The sequence below is a fragment of the Streptomyces sp. NPDC050619 genome (assembly GCF_040654815.1).
Taxonomy (GTDB): Bacteria; Actinomycetota; Actinomycetes; order Streptomycetales; family Streptomycetaceae; genus Streptomyces.
The window spans coordinates 61,917-79,750 of the sequence record NZ_JBFAIR010000011.1 but is presented as its reverse complement, the minus strand read 5'-3'; the positions used below and the strand labels follow the sequence as shown (position 1 = coordinate 79,750).

The 17,834-nt window shown below is 71.3% G+C and carries 18 protein-coding genes; 10 read left to right on the top strand and 8 right to left on the bottom strand.

Annotation, left to right across the window (positions count from 1 at the left end; genetic code table 11):
- The first annotated feature begins 235 nt into the window (after window positions 1-235).
- From AB0I77_RS19750 to AB0I77_RS19740, 3 genes are all read left to right on the top strand, one after another.
- On the top strand, window positions 236-532 hold the full coding sequence (locus AB0I77_RS19750) for a hypothetical protein (RefSeq protein WP_363283888.1): 297 nt from the start codon (window positions 236-238) through the stop codon (window positions 530-532).
- A 174-nt stretch (window positions 533-706) separates the two neighbouring features.
- A complete protein-coding gene (locus AB0I77_RS19745; protein ID WP_363283886.1) occupies window positions 707-1,738 on the top strand; it encodes a phosphotransferase family protein in 1,032 nt (343 codons plus the stop codon).
- A gap of 6 nt (window positions 1,739-1,744) precedes the next feature.
- Window positions 1,745-2,959: an acyl-CoA dehydrogenase gene (locus AB0I77_RS19740; RefSeq protein WP_363283885.1), complete on the top strand. Its 1,215-nt coding sequence runs from the start codon at window positions 1,745-1,747 to the stop codon at window positions 2,957-2,959.
- Between the two features lie 3 nt (window positions 2,960-2,962).
- On the opposite strand, the gene AB0I77_RS19735 is transcribed toward AB0I77_RS19740, so the two are convergent.
- From AB0I77_RS19735 to AB0I77_RS19725, 3 genes are read right to left on the bottom strand one after another with little or no spacing between them, the layout of a single operon-like run.
- Window positions 2,963-3,556: a TetR/AcrR family transcriptional regulator gene (locus AB0I77_RS19735; protein ID WP_363283884.1), complete on the bottom strand. Its 594-nt coding sequence runs from the start codon at window positions 3,554-3,556 to the stop codon at window positions 2,963-2,965.
- 32 nt (window positions 3,557-3,588) lie between these two features.
- Window positions 3,589-5,250 (bottom strand): AMP-binding protein, encoded by a 1,662-nt coding sequence (locus AB0I77_RS19730; protein ID WP_363283883.1) that lies wholly within the window; start codon window positions 5,248-5,250, stop codon window positions 3,589-3,591.
- Window positions 5,247-6,020, bottom strand: a complete 774-nt coding sequence (locus AB0I77_RS19725; protein ID WP_363283882.1) for an SDR family oxidoreductase — start codon at window positions 6,018-6,020, stop codon at window positions 5,247-5,249. The genes AB0I77_RS19730 and AB0I77_RS19725 overlap by 4 nt, the downstream gene beginning before the upstream one ends.
- A 202-nt stretch (window positions 6,021-6,222) precedes the next feature.
- Here AB0I77_RS19725 and AB0I77_RS19720 point away from each other — a divergent pair, with 202 nt between their 5' ends.
- A complete protein-coding gene (locus AB0I77_RS19720; protein WP_363283881.1) occupies window positions 6,223-7,539 on the top strand; it encodes a serine-threonine protein kinase in 1,317 nt (438 codons plus the stop codon).
- 32 nt (window positions 7,540-7,571) lie between these two features.
- Here AB0I77_RS19720 and AB0I77_RS19715 read toward each other — a convergent pair whose 3' ends face one another.
- Window positions 7,572-10,367 carry a penicillin acylase family protein gene (locus AB0I77_RS19715; protein ID WP_363283880.1) on the bottom strand — a complete coding sequence of 932 codons (2,796 nt, stop codon included), beginning with the start codon at window positions 10,365-10,367 and terminating at the stop codon, window positions 7,572-7,574.
- A gap of 234 nt (window positions 10,368-10,601) precedes the next feature.
- Between AB0I77_RS19715 and AB0I77_RS19710 the strand changes: the two genes are divergently transcribed.
- Together AB0I77_RS19710 and AB0I77_RS19705 are read left to right on the top strand one after the other, a co-directional pair.
- Window positions 10,602-11,204 (top strand): hypothetical protein, encoded by a 603-nt coding sequence (locus AB0I77_RS19710; RefSeq protein ID WP_363283879.1) that lies wholly within the window; start codon window positions 10,602-10,604, stop codon window positions 11,202-11,204.
- Between the two features lie 172 nt (window positions 11,205-11,376).
- The gene (locus AB0I77_RS19705; protein ID WP_363283878.1) at window positions 11,377-12,102 is read left to right on the top strand and encodes a 3-keto-5-aminohexanoate cleavage protein; all 726 of its coding nucleotides are present in this window, start codon (window positions 11,377-11,379) and stop codon (window positions 12,100-12,102) included.
- 5 nt (window positions 12,103-12,107) lie between these two features.
- Here AB0I77_RS19705 and soxR read toward each other — a convergent pair whose 3' ends face one another.
- Window positions 12,108-12,641 carry a redox-sensitive transcriptional activator SoxR gene (soxR, locus tag AB0I77_RS19700; RefSeq protein ID WP_363283877.1) on the bottom strand — a complete coding sequence of 178 codons (534 nt, stop codon included), beginning with the start codon at window positions 12,639-12,641 and terminating at the stop codon, window positions 12,108-12,110.
- Between the two features lie 101 nt (window positions 12,642-12,742).
- Here soxR and AB0I77_RS19695 point away from each other — a divergent pair, with 101 nt between their 5' ends.
- Entirely contained in the window at window positions 12,743-13,204 is a 462-nt protein-coding gene (locus AB0I77_RS19695) for a MaoC family dehydratase (protein WP_363283876.1), read from the top strand.
- A 24-nt stretch (window positions 13,205-13,228) separates the two neighbouring features.
- Here AB0I77_RS19695 and AB0I77_RS19690 read toward each other — a convergent pair whose 3' ends face one another.
- Both AB0I77_RS19690 and AB0I77_RS19685 read right to left on the bottom strand, forming a co-directional pair.
- Window positions 13,229-13,852: a TetR/AcrR family transcriptional regulator gene (locus AB0I77_RS19690; RefSeq protein WP_363283875.1), complete on the bottom strand. Its 624-nt coding sequence runs from the start codon at window positions 13,850-13,852 to the stop codon at window positions 13,229-13,231.
- Window positions 13,853-13,922: 70 nt separating this feature from the next.
- Window positions 13,923-14,171 carry a YiaA/YiaB family inner membrane protein gene (locus AB0I77_RS19685; protein ID WP_363283874.1) on the bottom strand — a complete coding sequence of 83 codons (249 nt, stop codon included), beginning with the start codon at window positions 14,169-14,171 and terminating at the stop codon, window positions 13,923-13,925.
- 128 nt (window positions 14,172-14,299) lie between these two features.
- Here AB0I77_RS19685 and AB0I77_RS19680 point away from each other — a divergent pair, with 128 nt between their 5' ends.
- From AB0I77_RS19680 to AB0I77_RS19670, 3 genes are all read left to right on the top strand, one after another.
- Window positions 14,300-14,941, top strand: a complete 642-nt coding sequence (locus AB0I77_RS19680) for a TetR/AcrR family transcriptional regulator (protein ID WP_363283873.1) — start codon at window positions 14,300-14,302, stop codon at window positions 14,939-14,941.
- A 34-nt stretch (window positions 14,942-14,975) separates the two neighbouring features.
- Window positions 14,976-15,698 (top strand): winged helix-turn-helix domain-containing protein, encoded by a 723-nt coding sequence (locus AB0I77_RS19675; protein WP_363283872.1) that lies wholly within the window; start codon window positions 14,976-14,978, stop codon window positions 15,696-15,698.
- 67 nt (window positions 15,699-15,765) lie between these two features.
- Window positions 15,766-16,713, top strand: a complete 948-nt coding sequence (locus AB0I77_RS19670; RefSeq protein ID WP_363283871.1) for a DMT family transporter — start codon at window positions 15,766-15,768, stop codon at window positions 16,711-16,713.
- 34 nt (window positions 16,714-16,747) lie between these two features.
- Here the strand turns inward: AB0I77_RS19670 and AB0I77_RS19665 are convergent, their stop codons facing one another.
- Complete coding sequence (locus AB0I77_RS19665) at window positions 16,748-17,827, bottom strand: Zn-dependent alcohol dehydrogenase (protein WP_363283870.1); 1,080 nt, start codon at window positions 17,825-17,827, stop codon at window positions 16,748-16,750.
- Window positions 17,828-17,834 lie beyond the last annotated feature (7 nt).

Below are 17,834 nucleotides of genomic sequence, written 5' to 3'. Positions count from 1 at the left end.
GCCACCACCCCGAAACACCCACACACCCACCCAAGACACCCCGCCACCACCCCGAAACACCCACACACCCACCCCAGGCACCCCCGCCACCCCCCGAAACACCCGTCCACCCCCGACGCACCCAGACGCCCACCCCGGGGTACCCGTACGCCACGCAGACCGAATCACCGGATATGCCCCCTTCCGCGTGGCAGCCTGTCCGACGTCATCACCCGCACCTTCGAAGGCGAACACCATGACCACCCTCCACCAGGAACACGCCGCCCATACGCACACCCACGGTCCGGACTGCGGCCACACCGAGGTGCCGCACGGCGATCACGTCGACTACGCGCACGCCGGGCATCTGCACCGCACGCATGGCCGTCACTGGGACGAGTGCGAGCCCGTCGAGCATGTCTCCCACGAGGGCCACACCCATCGGCACGGGGAGGACTGCGGACACGAGAGCGTCCTGCACGGCGACCACGTCGACTACCTGCACGACGGCCACCGGCACGCCGAGCACGAGGGCCACTGGGACGACCACTGACCGGACGCTTGCCTCGGGCTGGCCGAGAAGGTATCGCCGACAGCTCCCCGCCACCCCGGCGGGGAGCTGTCGGCATATCGTGGCCCCGATCACGTTCGGCCCCCACACTGGACGACATACCGACCGGTCGGCATCATTGGTCGGGTCGTTGTCCACCCGTCCGTAGGAGCATTGATGAGCCCCGACCATCCCCCCGGACTCGATCTCGACCGGCTGCGCGACCTGCTCGACCGCGAGCGGCCCGGCCTGGTGCACGGCCCGCTGACCGGCCGGCTGATCGAGGGCGGACGGTCGAACCTCACCTACGCGGTCTCCGACGGCAGCGCGAAGTGGGTCGTACGGCGGCCCCCACTCGGCCATGTCCTGGCCACCGCGCACGACATGAAGCGCGAGCACCGGGTGATCAGCGCGCTGTACCCGACGGACGTGCCGGTGCCGCGCCCCGTCTTGCTGTGCGAGAACCCCGAGAACGGGGCGGTGCTCGGCTCGCCCTTCTACGTCATGGAGTTCGTGGCGGGCACGCCGTACCGCACCGCCGACCAGCTGGCCCCGCTCGGCCCGGAGCGCACCCGGGGCGCCGTACTCTCCCTGGTGGACACGCTCGTCGAGCTGCACGCGGTGGACCCCGTCGAGGTGGGCCTCGGCGACTTCGGCCGCCCGGAGGGCTTTCTGGACCGGCAACTGCGGCGCTGGGGCAAACAGCTGGACGCCTCCCGCAACCGCGACCTGGCCGGCATCGACGAGCTGCACGCGACCCTCGGCCGCCGGCTGCCGCACTCCCCCGCCCCCGCGGTCGTACACGGCGACTACCGGCTCGACAACGTCCTGATCGGTGACGACGACCGGATCAAGGCGATCCTCGACTGGGAGATGTCCACGCTCGGCGACCCGCTCACCGACCTCGGCCTGCTGGTGATGTACAGCATCCCGCTCGGCACGCCCGAGTCGCCGGTCTTCACGACGGCCGAGGCCGCCGGGCACCCCTCGCCCGCCGAGCTGATCGAGCGGTACGCGGCGCGCTCGGGGCGTGACGTCTCCGCGGTCTCCTGGTACACGGCCTTCGCCTGGTTCAAGCTCGCCGTGATCCTTGAGGGCATCCACTACCGCTACACCCTCGGCCAGACGGTCGGCCCCGGCTTCGACCGCATCGGCGACCTGGTCCCCGTCTTCATCGAGCACGGCCTGACCACTCTCCAGGAAGGCTGATCCACCATGGATTTCGCGTTCGACGCGCGCACCGAGGAACTGCGCGCCAAGCTGCTCGCCTTCATGGACGAGTACGTCTACCCGGCCGAGGCCGTCGCCCACGAGCAGCGCGCGCGGCTGGCCTCGCCGTGGGACACCCCGGCCGTGGTCGAGGAGCTGAAGGCCGAGGCCCGCAAGCAGGGCCTGTGGAACCTCTTCCTCCCGGACTCCGAGTACGGCGCCGGGCTGACGAACCTCCAGTACGCACCCCTCGCCGAAATCACCGGGCGCTCCCCGCAGTTGGCGCCCACGGTGACGAACTGCGCGGCGCCCGACACCGGCAACATGGAGGTGCTGGCGCAGTTCGCGGACGAGCAGCAGAAGAAGCAGTGGCTTCAGCCGCTGCTGGCGGGCGAGATCCGTTCGGCGTTCGCGATGACGGAGCCGGACGTGGCCTCGTCCGACGCCACGAACATCACCACACACATCGCGAGGGACGGCGACGAGTACGTCGTCACCGGCCGCAAGTGGTACATCTCCGGGGCGATGAACCCGGACTGCAAGATCTTCATCGTGATGGGCAAGACCGACCCGGACGGCGCCGACCTCCGCCGCCAGCAGTCCATGATCCTGGTCCCCCGCGACACCCCCGGGGTCACGATCGAGCGCGCGATGCAGGTCTTCGGCTACGAGGACCACTACCACGGCGGCCACGCCGAGGTGATCTTCGACCACGCGCGCGTGCCGGTGTCGAACCTGATCGGCGAGGAGGGCGGCGGCTTCGCCATCGCCCAGGCCCGGCTCGGTCCCGGCCGTATCCACCACTGCATGCGGCTGATCGGCATGGCCGAGCGGGCCATCGAGCTGATGTGCCGGCGGGCCGTCTCCCGCGACGCCTTCGGCAAGGCGCTGGCCCAGCAGGGCGTGGTCCACAACTGGATCGCGGACGCGCGGGTCGCCGTGGAGCAGCTGCGCCTGCTGGTCCTCAAGACGGCCTGGATGATGGACACCGTCGGCAACCGGGGCGCCCACACCGAGATCCAGGCCATCAAGATCGCCACGCCCCGCACGGTCGTCGACATCATCGACCGCGCGATCCAGCTGCACGGTGCGGGCGGCGTCAGCCAGGACTTCCCGCTGGCCGAGCTCTACGCCGGCGCCCGCACGCTGATGATCGCGGACGGTCCGGACGAGGTGCACCAGCGGTCGCTGGCCCGACGGGAGTTGAAGAAGTACCTGTGACAGCTACGGCCGCAGCGCCCGCAGCAGCAGGTCGGCCAGGTGGTCGGCGACCTCCTGCGGGCTGAGCGGGCCGTCGGGGCGGTACCAGGTCGACAGGTGGTGCACGGAGCCGAAGTGGTAGTCGACGACCAGGTCGGCGGGGGTCGCCTTGGAGAAGACGCCCGCCTGCTGGCCCTCCTCGACGAGCGCGCGGAAGCGTTCGTGGTAGCGCCGGCGTTCGGCCCGCACCTGTTTGTTCTTCTCGGGGCTCAGGTGGTGCATCGAACGCCAGAAGATCATCGCGTCGTCGAGCTTGTCGATCGTCGTGACCACGACGTCGGCCGCCGCGTCCCTCAGCCGCTTCTCGACGGGCTCGTCGGCGTCCGCGAACGCGTCGAGTCTCTCCTGCTGGACGCGCAGCACGCGCGCGTACACCTCGTGCAGGAGATCGTCCTTGGAGCCGAAGTAGTGGTACAGCGCACCTTTGGTGACGCCTGCCGCCTCGACGATCTCCTGCACCGAGGTGCGGTCGTAGCCCTGCTCGGCGAAGAGCCGTGTGGCGGCGGCAAGGAGCCGCTGCGGCACGGGGGTCCCGTCACCGTCCGTCGTCCTGGGCACTGCCGCCACCTGCCTTTCACGAGCTGCTGTTTCTAGCCTTGCGTGCGGGAACGCAGTTCCCGACGGAGGATCTTCCCACTCGCCGTCTTCGGCAGGTCGGGCAGGATCTCCACCTGACGCGGGTATTTGTAGGCGGCCAGTCTCTCCTTGCAGTACGCGGCGAGTGCGGCAGGGTCCGCTTCGGCGCCCGGACGCAGACTGATATACGCCTTGACAGTCTCCCCGCGGTACCCGTCGGGCATCCCCACGACGGCCGCCTCGCGCACCGCCGGGTGCGTGTACAGCACGTCCTCGACCTCGCGCGGCCACACCTTGAAGCCGGACGCGTTGATCATGTCCTTCTTGCGGTCGACGACGTACAGCCAGCCCTGGGGGTCCATGAAGCCGATGTCACCGGTGCGCAGTTCCCCGTCCGGGAAGGCCTCGGCGGTGGCGTCGGGGCGCCGCCAGTAGCCGGGGACGACCTGCGGCCCCCGTACGACGATCTCGCCCTGCTCGCCGAAGGGCACCTCCGCGCCCTGGTCGTCGAGGATGCGTACGACCGTTTCGGGGCCCGGCACACCGACGGCGAGCGTGCCGGATACCGGGTCGACGGGCGCCTCCAGCGAGGGCGGCACCGAGGCACAGGGCGCGGAACACTCCGTCAGCCCGTAGCCGTTGCGGAGGTACGGGCCGAAGCCGGCCCGGAACTTCTCCACCAGGGCGGGCGGCAGCGGGGCACCGCCGGAGGAGATGTTGACGAAGGAGGAGAAGTGGTCCGGCGTGACGGACGGGTGGGCGGCCAGCGCCATGAAGGCGGTCGACGGGCCGACCGTGTAGTGCGGCCCGTGCTCGGCGAACGCGTCGAGGACGACACCCGCCTCGAAGCGGTACGCGAGGACCAGCAGGCCGGCGCTGTTGAGACAGGCGGCGAGTTCGCAGACCATCCCGGTGATGTGGAACAGCGGCGCCATGGCGAAGTACACGGGCGGGTCGGGCAGTGTCAACCCGGTCCGCTGCCGCTCGGCGTTGTACATGATGTTGCCGTGCGTGTTGGTGGCGCCCTTGGGGGTGCCGCTCGTGCCCGAGGTGTAGCTGATCAGCGCGATGTCCAAGGGGCCCGGGTCCCGACCGTCGGGCGCATGGTGGCCCGCGCGGGCCACGGCGGCGAGGTCGTCGGTGTCCGCCGGCCGCGGCAGCCGCTCGAAGGTCAGCACGCGCGCGTCCCCGCGGCTCTGGAAGTCCAGCTCGCAGCCGGTCAGCACGATCCGCACCGGTGAGTCGGCGGCCGTCTCGCGCAGATACGACTCCCAGGCCCGGTCCGAGCAGATCAGCGCGGTCACCTCGCCGTCCCGCAGGACGTGGCCGACCTCTCCGGACTTGTACATGGGGTTGACGGGGACAACCGTCGCGCCCGCCTTCCAGGCGCCCAGCACGGCGAGCACGAAGTGCGGGGAGTTCTGCAACAGGACCGCCACGCGGTCGCCGCGCTCCAGGCCGCGGGCGGCGAGGTGCCCGGCGACGGAGTCGCTCAGCTCGTCGACCTCGCGGTAGCTCAGCCGTCCGTCGAAGTAGGCGAGGGCGGTGCGGTCCGGGGTCTCGGCGACGACCCGGCGCAGGGCGTGGACGAGGGAGTCGGCCGGGGCGATCGGGGCGCGCTGGGCGTCGTTGAGCAGGGCCAGCCAGGGCTTGGCCGCGTAGCACGAGTCGGTCACCGGCCCGCCTCCCACTTCTGCTGGAGGCGGTTCATGTTCGTCAGCCAGCGGTCGGGGTCGGCGGCCCTGGCCTGGTAGAACTTCGCGACCTCGGGGTGCGGCAGGATCAGGAAGCGGTCCTCCTCGATGCCCTTGAACAGGGCCTCCGCCACGACCTCCGGGGCGATCGCGGTCGACCGGAGCACGAAGTCGCCCGCGCTGCCGGTGGCATCCAGCATGTCGGTGCGCACGCCCTGCGGACAGATCGCGTGGACCTTGACGCCCCGGTGGCGATACGTCAGCGACAGCCACTCGGCGAAGGCGTACGTGCCGTGCTTGGTGACGCTGTAGGGGGCGGCGCCGATCATGGTGAGCAGCCCGGCGGCCGAGACGGTGGAGACGAAGCGGCCGCTGCCACGCTCGAGCCAGCCGGGGAGCAGTTCGTGGGCCGCACGGACATGGGCCATGACGTTGACGTCCCAGGATGCGGCCCAGGCCTGCTCGTCGAGCGGTACGTCGGCGTCCCCGCCCGCGGAGGCGACGCCCGCGTTGGCGCAGTAGACGTCGACCGTACCGCCGAGCGCCTCGCGGGCCTCGGTGACGATCGCGGAGGCGTCCCCCGGCAGCGCGATGGCGCCGATCTCCTCGGCGACCGCCTTCGCCCGGCCGGCGTCCAGGTCGTTGACCACGACCCGGGCGCCCTCGGCGGCGAAGCGGCGGGCCAGCGCGGCCCCGATGCCGCCCCCCGCTCCGGTGACGACCACTCCCGCATCCCGCACGGCTTCCACCATCGGTCTCCTTCGACACGACGAGAATCGGCTCTGCTCCCGCAACGGTCAGACTAACCGGTCGGTATGTATCAAGGAAGGGCGGCCGTGAGGCACCGGTGAGCCGGTGAATCACCCGGACGAGGCACGGGGTATGGCCAACTCCGGCCGGCAGCGGGACGATGCGCGCACATCGCAGCCGATCCGGGGGATCAGGGGGCCTGCCATGACTGATCCGGCAATGAGTGTGACTCCCTACTGGGAACTCACCTTCGACGCGGACGGGGACACGGACGGCCGGAAACGGGACCGGCTGCTCGCGGGGGTCCGGAAACACCGCGTGCGCGACCTCGTCGTCTTCGCACACGGCTGGAACAACGACCGCTCGAGCGCGACCCGGCTCTTCAGCGGCTTCTTCGCGCCGCTCCCCGGGCTCGCTCCGGCGGCCAGGATCGGGTACGCCGGTGTGGTGTGGCCGTCGATGCGGTTCTCGGACGAGCCGATCCCGGACTTTCCGCGCGCCGTGGCCGCCGAGCCGCCGCCGCGTCCGGCGCTGGACAAGGACATCCGGCACGCGCTGCACGAGACCTTTCCCGGCCGGGCCACCGTGATCGACCGGATCGCGCGGCTGCTGGACCAGCGGTCGGGCGAGGAGGCCAGGTTGGAGGAGTTCGGGCGGCTGGTGCGGTTGCTGGTGGAGGTGGCAACGGGACCGCAGGCGCCGTTCGCGGCGGACACGCTGGCGGAGGGGGTGCCGCAGAGCGAACCGGTGATGCTCTCGGGGGCGACGGCGGAGGTCTGCGCGGAGTTCGCGGGGGCGCTGGCGCACCTCGAATCCCCGGACGCGGCGGCGCGGTTCACGCTGCCCAACCCGTGGGACGGCGCCCAGGAGCTGCTGCGCCAGGCGACGTACTACGCGATGAAACGGCGCGCGGGGACGGTCGGTGAGCGCGGGCTCGGCCGGGTGCTCGGGCAACTGGCCGCGGCGGCGCCGGATGTGCGCGTGCACCTCGTCGGGCACAGCTTCGGCGCACGGCTGGTGTCGTTCGCACTGCGCGGGCTGCCGGAGGGCGTGCGCACGGTGAAGTCGGTGACGCTACTCCAAGGGGCCTTCTCCCACTACGCCTTCGCGGCCCGCTTGCCGCACGACGCGCGCGTGGGAGGCGTGCTGAAGGACCGGCACCGTCGCATCGCCGGTCCGCTGGTGTGCTGCTACTCCCGCCACGACTCGGCCCTCGGCACGATGTATCCGCTGGCCTCCCGGACGGCGGGCGACGCGCGCGGGGCCGTCGAAGGCTTCGACATCGGGCGGGCGCTGGGCGCCAAGTGGGGAGCGATGGGACACGACGGCGTGCAGGCCGTGCCGGGCACCAAGTCCTTCAAGCTCGCCGAGGCCTTGCGGGCGCAGCTGCCGTCGTCGGGATGTGTGAACGTCGACGCGGCCGAGGTGGTCAGGCGCGGCGGGCCGCCGGCCGGCGCGCACAGCGACATCGTGCACCGGGAACTGGCGCAGCTGGTGGTGGCGGCGGGCCGCATTCGCTGACCCGCCGCCACTCGCGCCTCACAAGTGGGACCTCACCTGTGCGACGTGAACTCCACCACCTGCTGGTACGTCGGCCGGTTCTGCCAGCTGATGTTGCCGTGGGTGATGCCGCCGAGCGTCCGCTGGACGATCGAGTCGGCACACCACTGGTTGCCCGCCGCGCACAGGTCGTCGCCGGGGTAGACCTGGGCCGCGGTCTTGCCGGCCGCCTCCTTCAGCGTGCTGATCAGGACGTCCCGGCAGGCACTGAGGCTGCCGCCGCCGCAGTACTTCCGCGCGAGAGGTCCCTGCACCGACTCGCCCAGCACCGCCCGGATGTCCTTGTCGACATAGCTCCACCAGCCGTACTGGAAGGAGCTGCCCGCGTGCGCGCCGGTCGGGCCGTGCGCGGCCGAGGGGGTCTCGTCGACGGGGAGGTTGTCGGTGAAGGCGGTGTACAGGTCGCTGCCCAGGCCCGGTTCGAACTCGGCCTTCACCAGCAGCGGCCACCACGCGTCCAGGATGCGGATCGCCTCGGCGTCGGCGTACGTCTTCGAACCGGCCGCCGTCTCCGTGCGCTTGGCGCCCGCCGACACCCACGCCTGGAGCTTGCTCACCGCCGCCGCTGCCGTCGAGTCGGTCACCGTCGAACTGTTGACGACCTTCAGCAGGTCGGGCAGTACGTCCTCCGCTCTCAGGTCGGCCAGCCCGGCGTCGGCCATGGCTTTGGTCAGCGAGGCCCGGGTGACGCCGCCCGCGGCGACCAGTTTCTTCACCCGGTCGTCGAGGAGATTGCCGCGGTGGACCGAGCCGTCACCCCAGGAGGCGGTCGTGTAGTCCTTGGCCTGCTTGTTGTTCCAGGAGATGTAGTAGTCCTGGTTCATGGAGTTGGGGTGTGCCGAGGCCGGCGTGTAGTCGGCGGTGTTCGTGGTCGGGTTCCAGTTCCGCCACTCGTACGCCGGCCGCGCCCACACCGGGAACTCGGCGTCGACGCCGCCTGCCCGTACCGGGTTGTCGCCGCTGTTGTAGTACGCGGTGTGCTCGGAGTCGGCGTAGAACCAGTTGAAGGTGTAGTTGATGTGCTGCACCGCGCTCTGGAAGCTCTCCGGGCCCTTCACGTAGTCCGGGTCGTTCAGCATCTGGAAGCCGATGATCGAGTCGGCCTCGTGCATGAAGGACGAGCGCAGGGTGGTGTAGGCGACCTTCTTGCCGCCGACCGTCGCACGGTATTCGACGGGGCCGTACTTCGTTCTCCACACCCGCATCGTGTAGGAGCCGGCCGCGGTGCCGTCGGCGACGGTCGGCTTCCAGGCGTTCTTCTGCTCGATCTTCTCCATGGGCGTGCACACGCCCCGGTACAGGTAGTGGTAGTCGTCCTGGCACAGTTCGACGGCGTACGAGTCGATGATGTCCTGGCCGGAGGTCGTGGCGCTCCACGAGTAGTCCTGGCCACGGCCCAGTTCGACGTACATGCTCAGTCCCGCGAAGGAGGCGCCGCGGGCGCTGAGGCCGGGGCCCTGGATCTCCTGGAGCATGAGCAACTGCGGGGCGAAGTAGCCGGTCTGCGGTCCGAAGACGGCGATCGGGTTGCCGCTGGCGGTGTGCTCGCCGCTCACCACCAGGGCGTTGGACATGCCGCGCTTGGCCGAGGAGACGGCCGTCTTGGCGGCCTTCGTGGACGCGCCGGTGGCACTCGAGCCGGCCGCGCTGCCGGTGCGGTCGTAGACCAGCGGCTCCTCGGCCACCGAACCGGCCGTGGGCAGCGCCTGGCCCTGCGGGTCGGCGGGCTTGGACGCGTACGGGAAGCTGCCCTCGTGGAGGGTGAGGACCGCCTCGGGGTCGTTGCGCTCGCGGAAGGACTCCCAGACCTTGGTGCCCTCGGCCACGCCGTACTTGGACTGCGCGGCGAGCAGCGAGATCGCGTTGTTGACCTCGCCGCCGCCTCCGGAGCCGAAGAGCGCGCCGATGACGGAGGCCAGCGCGACCAGGTCGGTGGCCTTGAACGGGGCGATCGTGCCGGCGTTGGTGACGGAGTCCTTGTGGCCGGTCAGGACGTACTCGCCGGGGAAGTAACGGCCGCTGTCGGAGGCGCCGATGTAGGCGTTGATGCCGGCGACGTAGGCGTTGACGTCGGCGAGTGCCTGCTTGCCGCGGTCGCCGGCCGAGGCGGCGGCGCCGTCGATCTGGGCCTGGAGATCGGCCTCGGTGTAGGGGGCGGTGCGCCAGAACTCCTGCTCCAGGCCCTGGTTGGAGGGGTCACCGCCGGCGAAGGGGGTCAACTGGCCGCGCCCGACGTGCCGGAAGACATCCATCAGCCACAGCCGATCCTCAGCCGCCGCATAGCCCGCTCCGAACTCCGTGCCGTATCTGGTGGTACCTGTGATGTGCGGCACGCCCGTCTTCTTGTCGCGGACGATCGTCACGTCGCTGCGACCGGCGGGCTTGACCGTGGAGGCGACTTGATCGGCGGGGACCCCGAAAGACGCGTCGTTGAAGAACGTGTTGATCTTCGTGTCGGTGAGCGCCGGATAGCCCTTGGCGAGGTTGGCGTACGGGCCGAGCTGGTCCTCGGCGTGCGCGGGCTGGGTGCCGAAGGCCTGGTTGAGGAGGATCTGGGACAGGGTGGCGTTGCCGTTCTGGCCGGGCGGCAGGATGTCCGAACACTGGCCGCCGCAGTAGTCGTTGGCCGCCGCGGCCTTGCCGACCGCCGGCTCCGCGGCCGACGCCTGGGCAAGCGGGGACAAAAGACCGGCAATCAGGACGCATACGGATGCGGTCTTCAGGAACCCGGGGATCCTGCCGGGAGTTCTCAGACTGTCGAGGGCGGTGCGTGGGATGCGCCGTGGCATGGAAGCTCCTACCGACGGGGGGTGAGCCGGGACGTTACCGCCGGTATCCCCGGGAGGGAAGATGAACATGCGTCACTTTTCGAAGTCGGTGCGGAGCCGCTGCGGCTGGCTTATGGGGGGCATCGGAAATCGGATGGAGCCGAATCGCGTGTCGATACGTCTATTCGGCAACGTCCGAACGACGACGCCGAAGTAGCCGAAGTACAGGTGCAGGTGTGACGGAGGTGCAGGGCGATGGCCGGTTTCCGGAGTCTGGCGAGACAGGTGCGTGACCCGCGGTGCGATCTGGCGCTCCGGCGCTACTCACTGCGGAAGTGCCTCGAGCGGTTCGCTCCTTACGGGCACAGAGCGACTTGGGACCACTTGTGCTCGCGGGCCGGGTTGGGTCCCGAGGACCGCTCTCCCGATCCAGCGCGGCTCGTGGCCGCACTGGAGGAGCTGGAAGAGGCGCGTTCGGTCTGGCTGGCCTATGAGGTCGAGTTCGCCGAGCGCCGCAAGAAGGAAAAGCACGACGGACTGCGCAGGCCGGGCAGTGTGGACGACTGGCACCGGCTGACCTGGGGCGGCTTCGGAGTCGCCTGGTGCGACGACCCGCGGGTCCACCCCCATGAGCCGCTGGCGGAGGTACTGCGCCGCCTGACCTCCGCGTTGGCGCGCGAACCGGGCTCGGTGTGCCCGGTGTGCCGCGGAGAGCGTCTCGTCTGGAAGTACGAACTGGACCACGAACCCTCGTCGGGTCCGGTCTGCACGGACTGCGGAATTCTCGTACCGCGCCCCGTGCTCACACCCGAAGCCCTGGCGGACGCCAGGCGCGGGCGACTGCTGGTGTCGGCCTGACCACGGCCGACCCGACCGAGACGAACCAAGCCGAGACGAACCAAGCCGAAGCGAACCCAGCCGAAGCGAATCCGACCTAGGAACCGTGCCGGGCGGGGGTGCGCCGGGGATGCCGCACCCCCAATTGTCGTGCCCGCAGGCCGTTGTCAGTGGTGGCTGGCACCATCGAGGCATGGTGCAGGTATGTCTCAACGGGCGCCGAGGGGCCGCCGACGGTGCGGTGGTGCCGCTCACGCCGCAGGCGATGGCCGACTCCGCGGCCGAGGCCGTCGCGGCCGGGGCCACGGACATCCATGTACACCCCAAGACCCCTTGCGGACAGGACACCTTGTCACCGCGCGTCATCGCGGCGGCGATCGAGGCGATACACGCGCGAGTGCCGGTGCCGCTCGGCGTGACCACGGGCGCCTGGGCACAACCGGATCCGGCGGCCCGGGTGGAGCGCATACGGCGCTGGACCGTGCTGCCCGACCACGCCTCGGTCAACTGGCATGAGCCGGGCGCCGAGGAGGTGGCCGCCGCCCTGCTCGATCGGGGCGTGGGCGTGGAGGCCGGCATCTGGTCCGGGACGGACGGGGTGGCGCGGTTCGCCGACTCGCCCCTCGGCCCGAAGGTGCTGCGGGTGCTCGCGGAGGTGACGGACACGGCACCCGACACCGCCGAGGACTCCGCGCGCGCCCTCCTGACCGACCTGGGCCCGGCACACGGCCGCCCGGTCCTGCTGCACGGCGAGGACGGCGGCGCGTGGCCGGTGCTGCGACTGGCCGGTCGGCTGGGGCTCGCGACCCGCATCGGCCTGGAGGACACGCTGGTCCTGCCGGACGGGGAACGGGCCTTGTCCAACGCGCGGTTGGTGGCCGAGGGGTTGCGCCAGTACCGAGGTTGTCACCCGGGCTGAGCCCCTCAGCGACAGTCCCCCGGTTCCCGCTCCCGCTCCCGGCGCTCGCGCTCCGGCTTGCCTTCCCCGTCTCCCCTGTCCCTCCGTTGCTCCACCATCAACCGCGACCCCGTCAGCCGTTCGCCGAACACGTCGTCCGGGTTGGACAGGACGCACGAGTCGAGGGACAGGCAGCCGCAGCCGATGCAGTCGGTGAGGTGGTCGCGCAGGCGGTTGAGCTGCTTGATGCGTTCGTCGAGTTCGGAGCGCCAGGCCTCGGAGAGATGGGCCCAGTCCTCGCGGGTCGGGGTGCGCCCCTCGGGAAGCTCGGCGAGGGCCTCGCGGATGGTGGCCAGCGGGATGCCGACGCGTTGCGCGGCGCGGACGAAGGCGACCCGGCGCAGCGCGTCCCGGGAGTAGCGGCGCTGGTTGCCCGTGGTGCGGCGGCTGCTGATCAGGCCCTTGGACTCGTAGAAGTGCAGGGCGGAGACAGCGGCACCGCTGCGGGCGGCGAGCTGGCCGACCGTGAGTTCGTGAATCGTCTCGGGAATCTGGGGCACTCCTCGAACCCTACCCACCCGCTCACCCCTCCGGTCCGTTGACAGGGGCTGCACGACGGACCATGCTAAGCAGTTGCTTAGACTCATAGAGAGGCCGGGACATGGCAGAGCCGAGGATCTTCACGTCCGCCGACGACCTGAAGGCGGCGGTGGGCGAGCAGTTGGGGTACACCGACTGGCTGGAGATCGACCAGAAGCGGATCGACCTGTTCGCGGACGCGACCGGCGACCATCAGTGGATCCACGTCGATCCGGAGAAGGCGGCCACCGGGCCGTTCGGCACCACCATCGCGCACGGGTATCTGACCCTGTCCCTGCTGCCGCTCTTCGGGCCCCAGCTGATCAAGGTCGAGGGCGTGAAGATGGGCGTCAACTACGGGACGAACAAGGTCCGTTTCCCTGCCCCGGTCCCGGTCGGCTCCCGGCTGCGCGCCACCGCGAAGATCGCCGGCGCCGAGGATGTGACCGGCGGCGTCCAGGTGACCGTCGCGTTCAGCGTGGAGCGCGAGGGCGGGGACAAGCCGGTGTGCGTGGCGGAATCGGTGTCCCGCTACTACCTCTGACTACCGCCGAGGAGCCCAGCAGGGCTACTTCGCCCCCACCATCCGCAGCACGAGGTCGGCGTAGAGCGCGCCGACCTCGTCGGGTGTGCGGGGGCCGTCGACGTTGAACCAGCGGGCCACGTCGATACAGAGGGAGAGCACGGCGAGGGTGGTTCCCCGCACGTCCAGCACGTCGAATTCGCCCGCGGCCACGCCGTCCTCGATGATCCCGCGCACCTCCGCGTCCACCTGGCGGCGCAGGGCGAGGATCTCGGCGCGGGCGTCGGGGCCGAGGGAGTCGAGTTCGTACTGCACGACCCGCGCGGTGGTGCGGCCGCCCGCGTGCCAGCGGACGAAGGAGCCCACCGCGTCGGCGAGCCGCTCGGTCGCGCCACCGTCGCCCCGGGCCGCCGTGCGCAGGATCTCGACGGCCTTCTCATGGCCGATGCGGCTGATGCGGTGGAGCAGTTCTTCCTTGGTCTTGTAGTGGATGTAGAGCGCGGCCGGGCTCATGCCGGCGCGGCCCGCGATGTCCCGGGTCGTCGTGGCGTGGTAGCCGCGCTCGGCGAAGGCCTCCACCGCGGCGATCAGCAGCCGTCGGGCCGCGTCGGGCGTGACCTCACCCCACGCCGCCGTCTCGCCGTCGGCCGTCTCCTTCGCCGTACTCATCGCTCGCCCCTTTTCCGCTGACACGAGCAACACCATACCGCCGAAGGTGAGCGAGCGCTTAGTTTGTCGCTCAGAGCTGCTTCTCGAACGGGCTGTACGACGGTGTCGCGGCCTCCTGCCGGTCACGGATCACCTTGGCCAGCGTGAAGGCGGAGGTGACGAGGTACAGGACGGCGATGCCGAGGAAGGACCGTACCCAGACGTCGGCGTCCAACTTGAAGATGCCGATGGCGGTGGCGCCCATGGCGATGGAGAAGGATGCGACGGCCTGGCCGTAGAAGGCGGCCGTGTTCTGCTGCTTGCCCGGTGTGTCACTCATGGGGACAAGGGTCGGCGGCGGCCGCCGGTGCCGCATCCGTCGTGCTACTCAGCTCAGGTACTCAGAAGGCCGAGACAACCTTCGCAAGCCCGCGGAACGCCATGGCGACGGGCTCTACGCTGTGCGCCATGGCCCGACCGCGCAAGCCCCTCCTCGGCGCCGACCGCATCGTCGACACGGCCCGCGCGCTCGTGGACGCGGAGGGCCTCGCGGCGCTCTCCACGCGGCGGCTCGCCGCCGAGCTGGGGGTCAGCGGGCCCTCGCTCTACAACCACTTCCGCACCAAGGACGAGATCCTGGAGGCCGTCGCCGACTCGGTGAGCGCCCAGGTCGATCTGTCGATGTTCGAGGACGGCCGGGAGTGGCGCACCGCGCTGCACGACTGGGCCGTCTCCTACCGAGCCGCCCTGCGCGACCACCCGAACATCGTCCCGGTCCTGGCCCGCGGCCCCGGCCGCCGGCCCGCCGGGCTGCGCCTGGCCGACGCCGTGTACGGCGGGATGGTCGGCGCGGGCTGGCCGCCGGCGCAGGCCACGTCGATCGGCGCGCTGATGCGGTACTTCGTCATGGGCTCCGCGCTCGGCTCCTTCGCCGGAGGTTTCGTGGACGACGCGAGCGCGTACGACCCCACCGACTACCCGCACCTCGGGCAGGCACACCTCCTGGCCGAGCAGCAGGAGAAGATCGACGAGCGGGCCTTCGAGACCGGGCTGACGGCGCTGCTGGACGGGCTGGCGCAGCAGTACGAACAGGTCGGGCGGACGGTCTAGGACACTTCGGTGAGCGCCGAAGCGTCCGTGTCGCATGCTGGGGCACATGACCGCCAAGGACCCCCGGGCGCCGCAGCTGGCCCGTCTCGCCGCACTCGCCGCCGACGAGACCCGGGCCGCGTGTCTGCTCGCGCTGCTCGACGGGCGGGCGTGGACCGCCGGTGAGCTGGCGCGGCACGCGGGCGTCGCCGCGTCGACCCTGAGCGAACACCTGGGCAAGCTCGTCGCGGGCGGGCTGCTCGCCGAGGAACGGCAGGGACGCCACCGGTACGTGCGGCTGGCCGACGCGCGGGTCGCACAGCTGGTGGAGGACCTGGCCGCGCACGTGGTCCCGGACGGCGTCGCAGGGCCCCGGAGCCTGCGCGAGTCGAGCGCCGGGTCGGCCATGGCCCGTGGCCGCACCTGCTACGACCATCTCGCCGGGCGGCTCGGCATCACGGTCACCGACGCGCTCACCGCGCGCGCACTGCTGCGCCAGGACACCGGGTTCGCCCTGACCGACGCGGGCCTCGCCTGGTTCGACGCGGCCGGTATCCGCCTGGACCGCACCGGCCGCCGCCCGCTGGCCCGCGCCTGCCTGGACTGGACCGAACGCCGTCCCCATCTCGCGGGCGTCGCGGGCGCGGCCCTGTGCCGGCACGCCCTGGACACGGGCTGGTGCGTACGCATCGGCTCCGAGCGTGCGGTCAAGGTGACGCCGACCGGTGAGCGCGCGCTGTCCGAGCTGCTCGGCGTCGAGGCCGAGGCACTGCGCTGAGCGGCGCCGGGATCCCCCGTCCGAAATCCGCGAGCCCTCGAACGGCTCTTTCCCTAACCTCGGGAGCATGATGATCCACGCCCCTCGTCCGCGGTCGCTCGCCGCCGGTGCGGCCACCGTCACCGTCGTGTTGTGGGCCTCGGCCTTCGTCTCGATCCGCAGTGCGGGCGCCGCCTACTCACCGGGCGCGCTGGCACTCGGGCGGCTGCTGGCCGGTGCCCTGACGCTGGGGGTGATCTGTCTCGTACGGCGGGAGGGGCTGCCGCCGCGGTCGGCGTGGCGCGGGATCGCGATATCCGGGGTGCTGTGGTTCGGCTTCTACATGGTGGCCCTGAACTGGGGCGAGCAGCAGGTGGACGCCGGCACGGCGGCCCTGGTCGTGAACATCGGGCCGATCCTCGTCGCCCTGCTCGCCACGCGACTGCTCGGTGACACCATGCCGCCGCGGCTCCTCGCGGGGATGGCGGTGTCGTTCGCGGGTGCGGTGACGGTCGGGCTGTCCATGTCGGGCGACGGCGGGTCGTCGGTGCTCGGCGTGGTGCTGTGTCTGCTCGCCGCGGTCGGCTACGCGAGCGGCGTCGTCGCGCAGAAGCCGGCGCTCGGCCGGGCGAGCGTGTTGCAGGTGACGACGTTCGGGTGTCTGGTCGGCGCCGTGGTCTGTCTGCCGTTCGCCGGTCAGCTGGTGTCGGAGGCGGCCGACGCGCCGGCCTCCGCGACGCTCAACATGGTCTACCTGGGCGTGTTCCCGACCGCGCTGGCCTTCACGACCTGGGCGTACGCCCTGGCTCGTACGACCGCCAGCCGCATGGGCGCGACGACGTACGCGGTGCCCGCCCTGGTCGTCCTGATGTCGTGGCTGGCGCTCGGCGAGGTGCCGGGGCTGCTCACGCTGGCGGGCGGTGCGCTGTGCCTGGCGGGGGTCGCGGTGTCGCGGTCCCGGCGGCGGGCGGGGCGGGGCGCGGCGCGGGAGGCGGTCACTGCCCCGGAGCCCGAGAAGGCGTCGGGGTCGGCATGAGGTCATGACGTCAGAACGTCAGAACGTCAGAACGTCAGAACGTCACCAGCGCCCTGCCGCCCTTCCCCGCCAGCATGTTCTCGAACGCCGCCGGGATTCCCTCCAGCGCGATCCGTTCCGTCACCATGGCTCCCAGGTCGAGGCGGCCCGCGCGCACGTGTTCGGCGAGCACGGGCAGGTCCCGGGCCGGGTCGCAGTCGCCGTAGACGCAGCCCGCCAGGGTCCTGCCCCAGTGGAAGATCTCCAGGGCGTTGAAGGTGACCTGCTGGTCCTCGCCGCCGATGCCGACGACTGTCGTACGGCCGCCGCGGCGGGTGGAGTCCCAGGCCGCGCGGATGGTGGCCGCGCGGCCCACGCACTCGACGGCCACGTCGACGCCCTGCTTGCCGGTGAGGGCGCGGATCTCGCGGGCGGTGTCCGCGGAGGCCACGACATAGTCGGTGGCTCCCGCGCCGCGCGCCAACTCCTCCTTCGCCGGGGAGACATCGACGGCGACGATCCTGGACGCGCCCGCGATACGGGCCGCCTGGAGGGCGGCGAGACCCACTCCTCCGACGCCGTACACCGCGACCGTCTCCCCCGGCCGGACCTGCGCCGAGTGGTGGACGGCGCCGTAGCCGGTGAGGACCGCGCAGCCCAGGAGAGCCGAATCCGTGAGCGGCACGCCCTCCGGGAGAGGCAGGACGCAGCTTGCCGATACGACCGTCTCCTCGGCGAACGCGGCGACGTTCACGCCGGGATGGAGGTCGGCGCCGTCCGCGGTGCGGGCGTAGACGTCGGCGGCGCCGTTGAGCGCGTTGGCGCACAGCCAGACCTCGCCGAGCGAGCAGGCGTGGCAACTTCCGCAGGACGGGGCCCAGTTGAGAACCACCTCAGCGCCGAGGCCGACGTGCGTGACCCCTTCGCCGACGGCGACGACCGTACCCGCGCCTTCGTGGCCGAGGACAGCGGGCAGGGGGACGCGCACAAGGCCGTCGGACAGGGACAGGTCGGAGTGGCAGACCCCGGCGGCGGCGAGCCGGACGCGGACCTGGCCGGGGCCGGGGTCCGGAAGGTCGATCTCGGCGATCTCCAAGGGGGCGCCCACGGCGGGCAAGACGGCGGCGCGGACCATGTGAGGG

Excerpts from the sequence above, each read along its gene's own strand:
- AB0I77_RS19750 (WP_363283888.1), top strand. The coding sequence starts at position 236 with ATGACCACCCTCCACCAGGAACACGCCGCCCATACGCACACCCACGGT.
- AB0I77_RS19745 (WP_363283886.1), top strand. The coding sequence starts at position 707 with ATGAGCCCCGACCATCCCCCCGGACTCGATCTCGACCGGCTGCGCGAC.
- AB0I77_RS19740 (WP_363283885.1), top strand. The coding sequence starts at position 1,745 with ATGGATTTCGCGTTCGACGCGCGCACCGAGGAACTGCGCGCCAAGCTG.
- AB0I77_RS19725 (WP_363283882.1), bottom strand. The coding sequence starts at position 6,020 with ATGGTGGAAGCCGTGCGGGATGCGGGAGTGGTCGTCACCGGAGCGGGG.
- AB0I77_RS19720 (WP_363283881.1), top strand. The coding sequence starts at position 6,223 with ATGACTGATCCGGCAATGAGTGTGACTCCCTACTGGGAACTCACCTTC.
- AB0I77_RS19715 (WP_363283880.1), bottom strand. The coding sequence starts at position 10,367 with ATGCCACGGCGCATCCCACGCACCGCCCTCGACAGTCTGAGAACTCCC.
- AB0I77_RS19710 (WP_363283879.1), top strand. The coding sequence starts at position 10,602 with ATGGCCGGTTTCCGGAGTCTGGCGAGACAGGTGCGTGACCCGCGGTGC.
- AB0I77_RS19705 (WP_363283878.1), top strand. The coding sequence starts at position 11,377 with ATGGTGCAGGTATGTCTCAACGGGCGCCGAGGGGCCGCCGACGGTGCG.
- AB0I77_RS19695 (WP_363283876.1), top strand. The coding sequence starts at position 12,743 with ATGGCAGAGCCGAGGATCTTCACGTCCGCCGACGACCTGAAGGCGGCG.
- AB0I77_RS19690 (WP_363283875.1), bottom strand. The coding sequence starts at position 13,852 with ATGAGTACGGCGAAGGAGACGGCCGACGGCGAGACGGCGGCGTGGGGT.
- AB0I77_RS19685 (WP_363283874.1), bottom strand. The coding sequence starts at position 14,171 with ATGAGTGACACACCGGGCAAGCAGCAGAACACGGCCGCCTTCTACGGC.
- AB0I77_RS19680 (WP_363283873.1), top strand. The coding sequence starts at position 14,300 with ATGGCCCGACCGCGCAAGCCCCTCCTCGGCGCCGACCGCATCGTCGAC.
- AB0I77_RS19675 (WP_363283872.1), top strand. The coding sequence starts at position 14,976 with ATGCTGGGGCACATGACCGCCAAGGACCCCCGGGCGCCGCAGCTGGCC.
- AB0I77_RS19670 (WP_363283871.1), top strand. The coding sequence starts at position 15,766 with ATGATGATCCACGCCCCTCGTCCGCGGTCGCTCGCCGCCGGTGCGGCC.
- AB0I77_RS19665 (WP_363283870.1), bottom strand. The coding sequence starts at position 17,827 with ATGGTCCGCGCCGCCGTCTTGCCCGCCGTGGGCGCCCCCTTGGAGATC.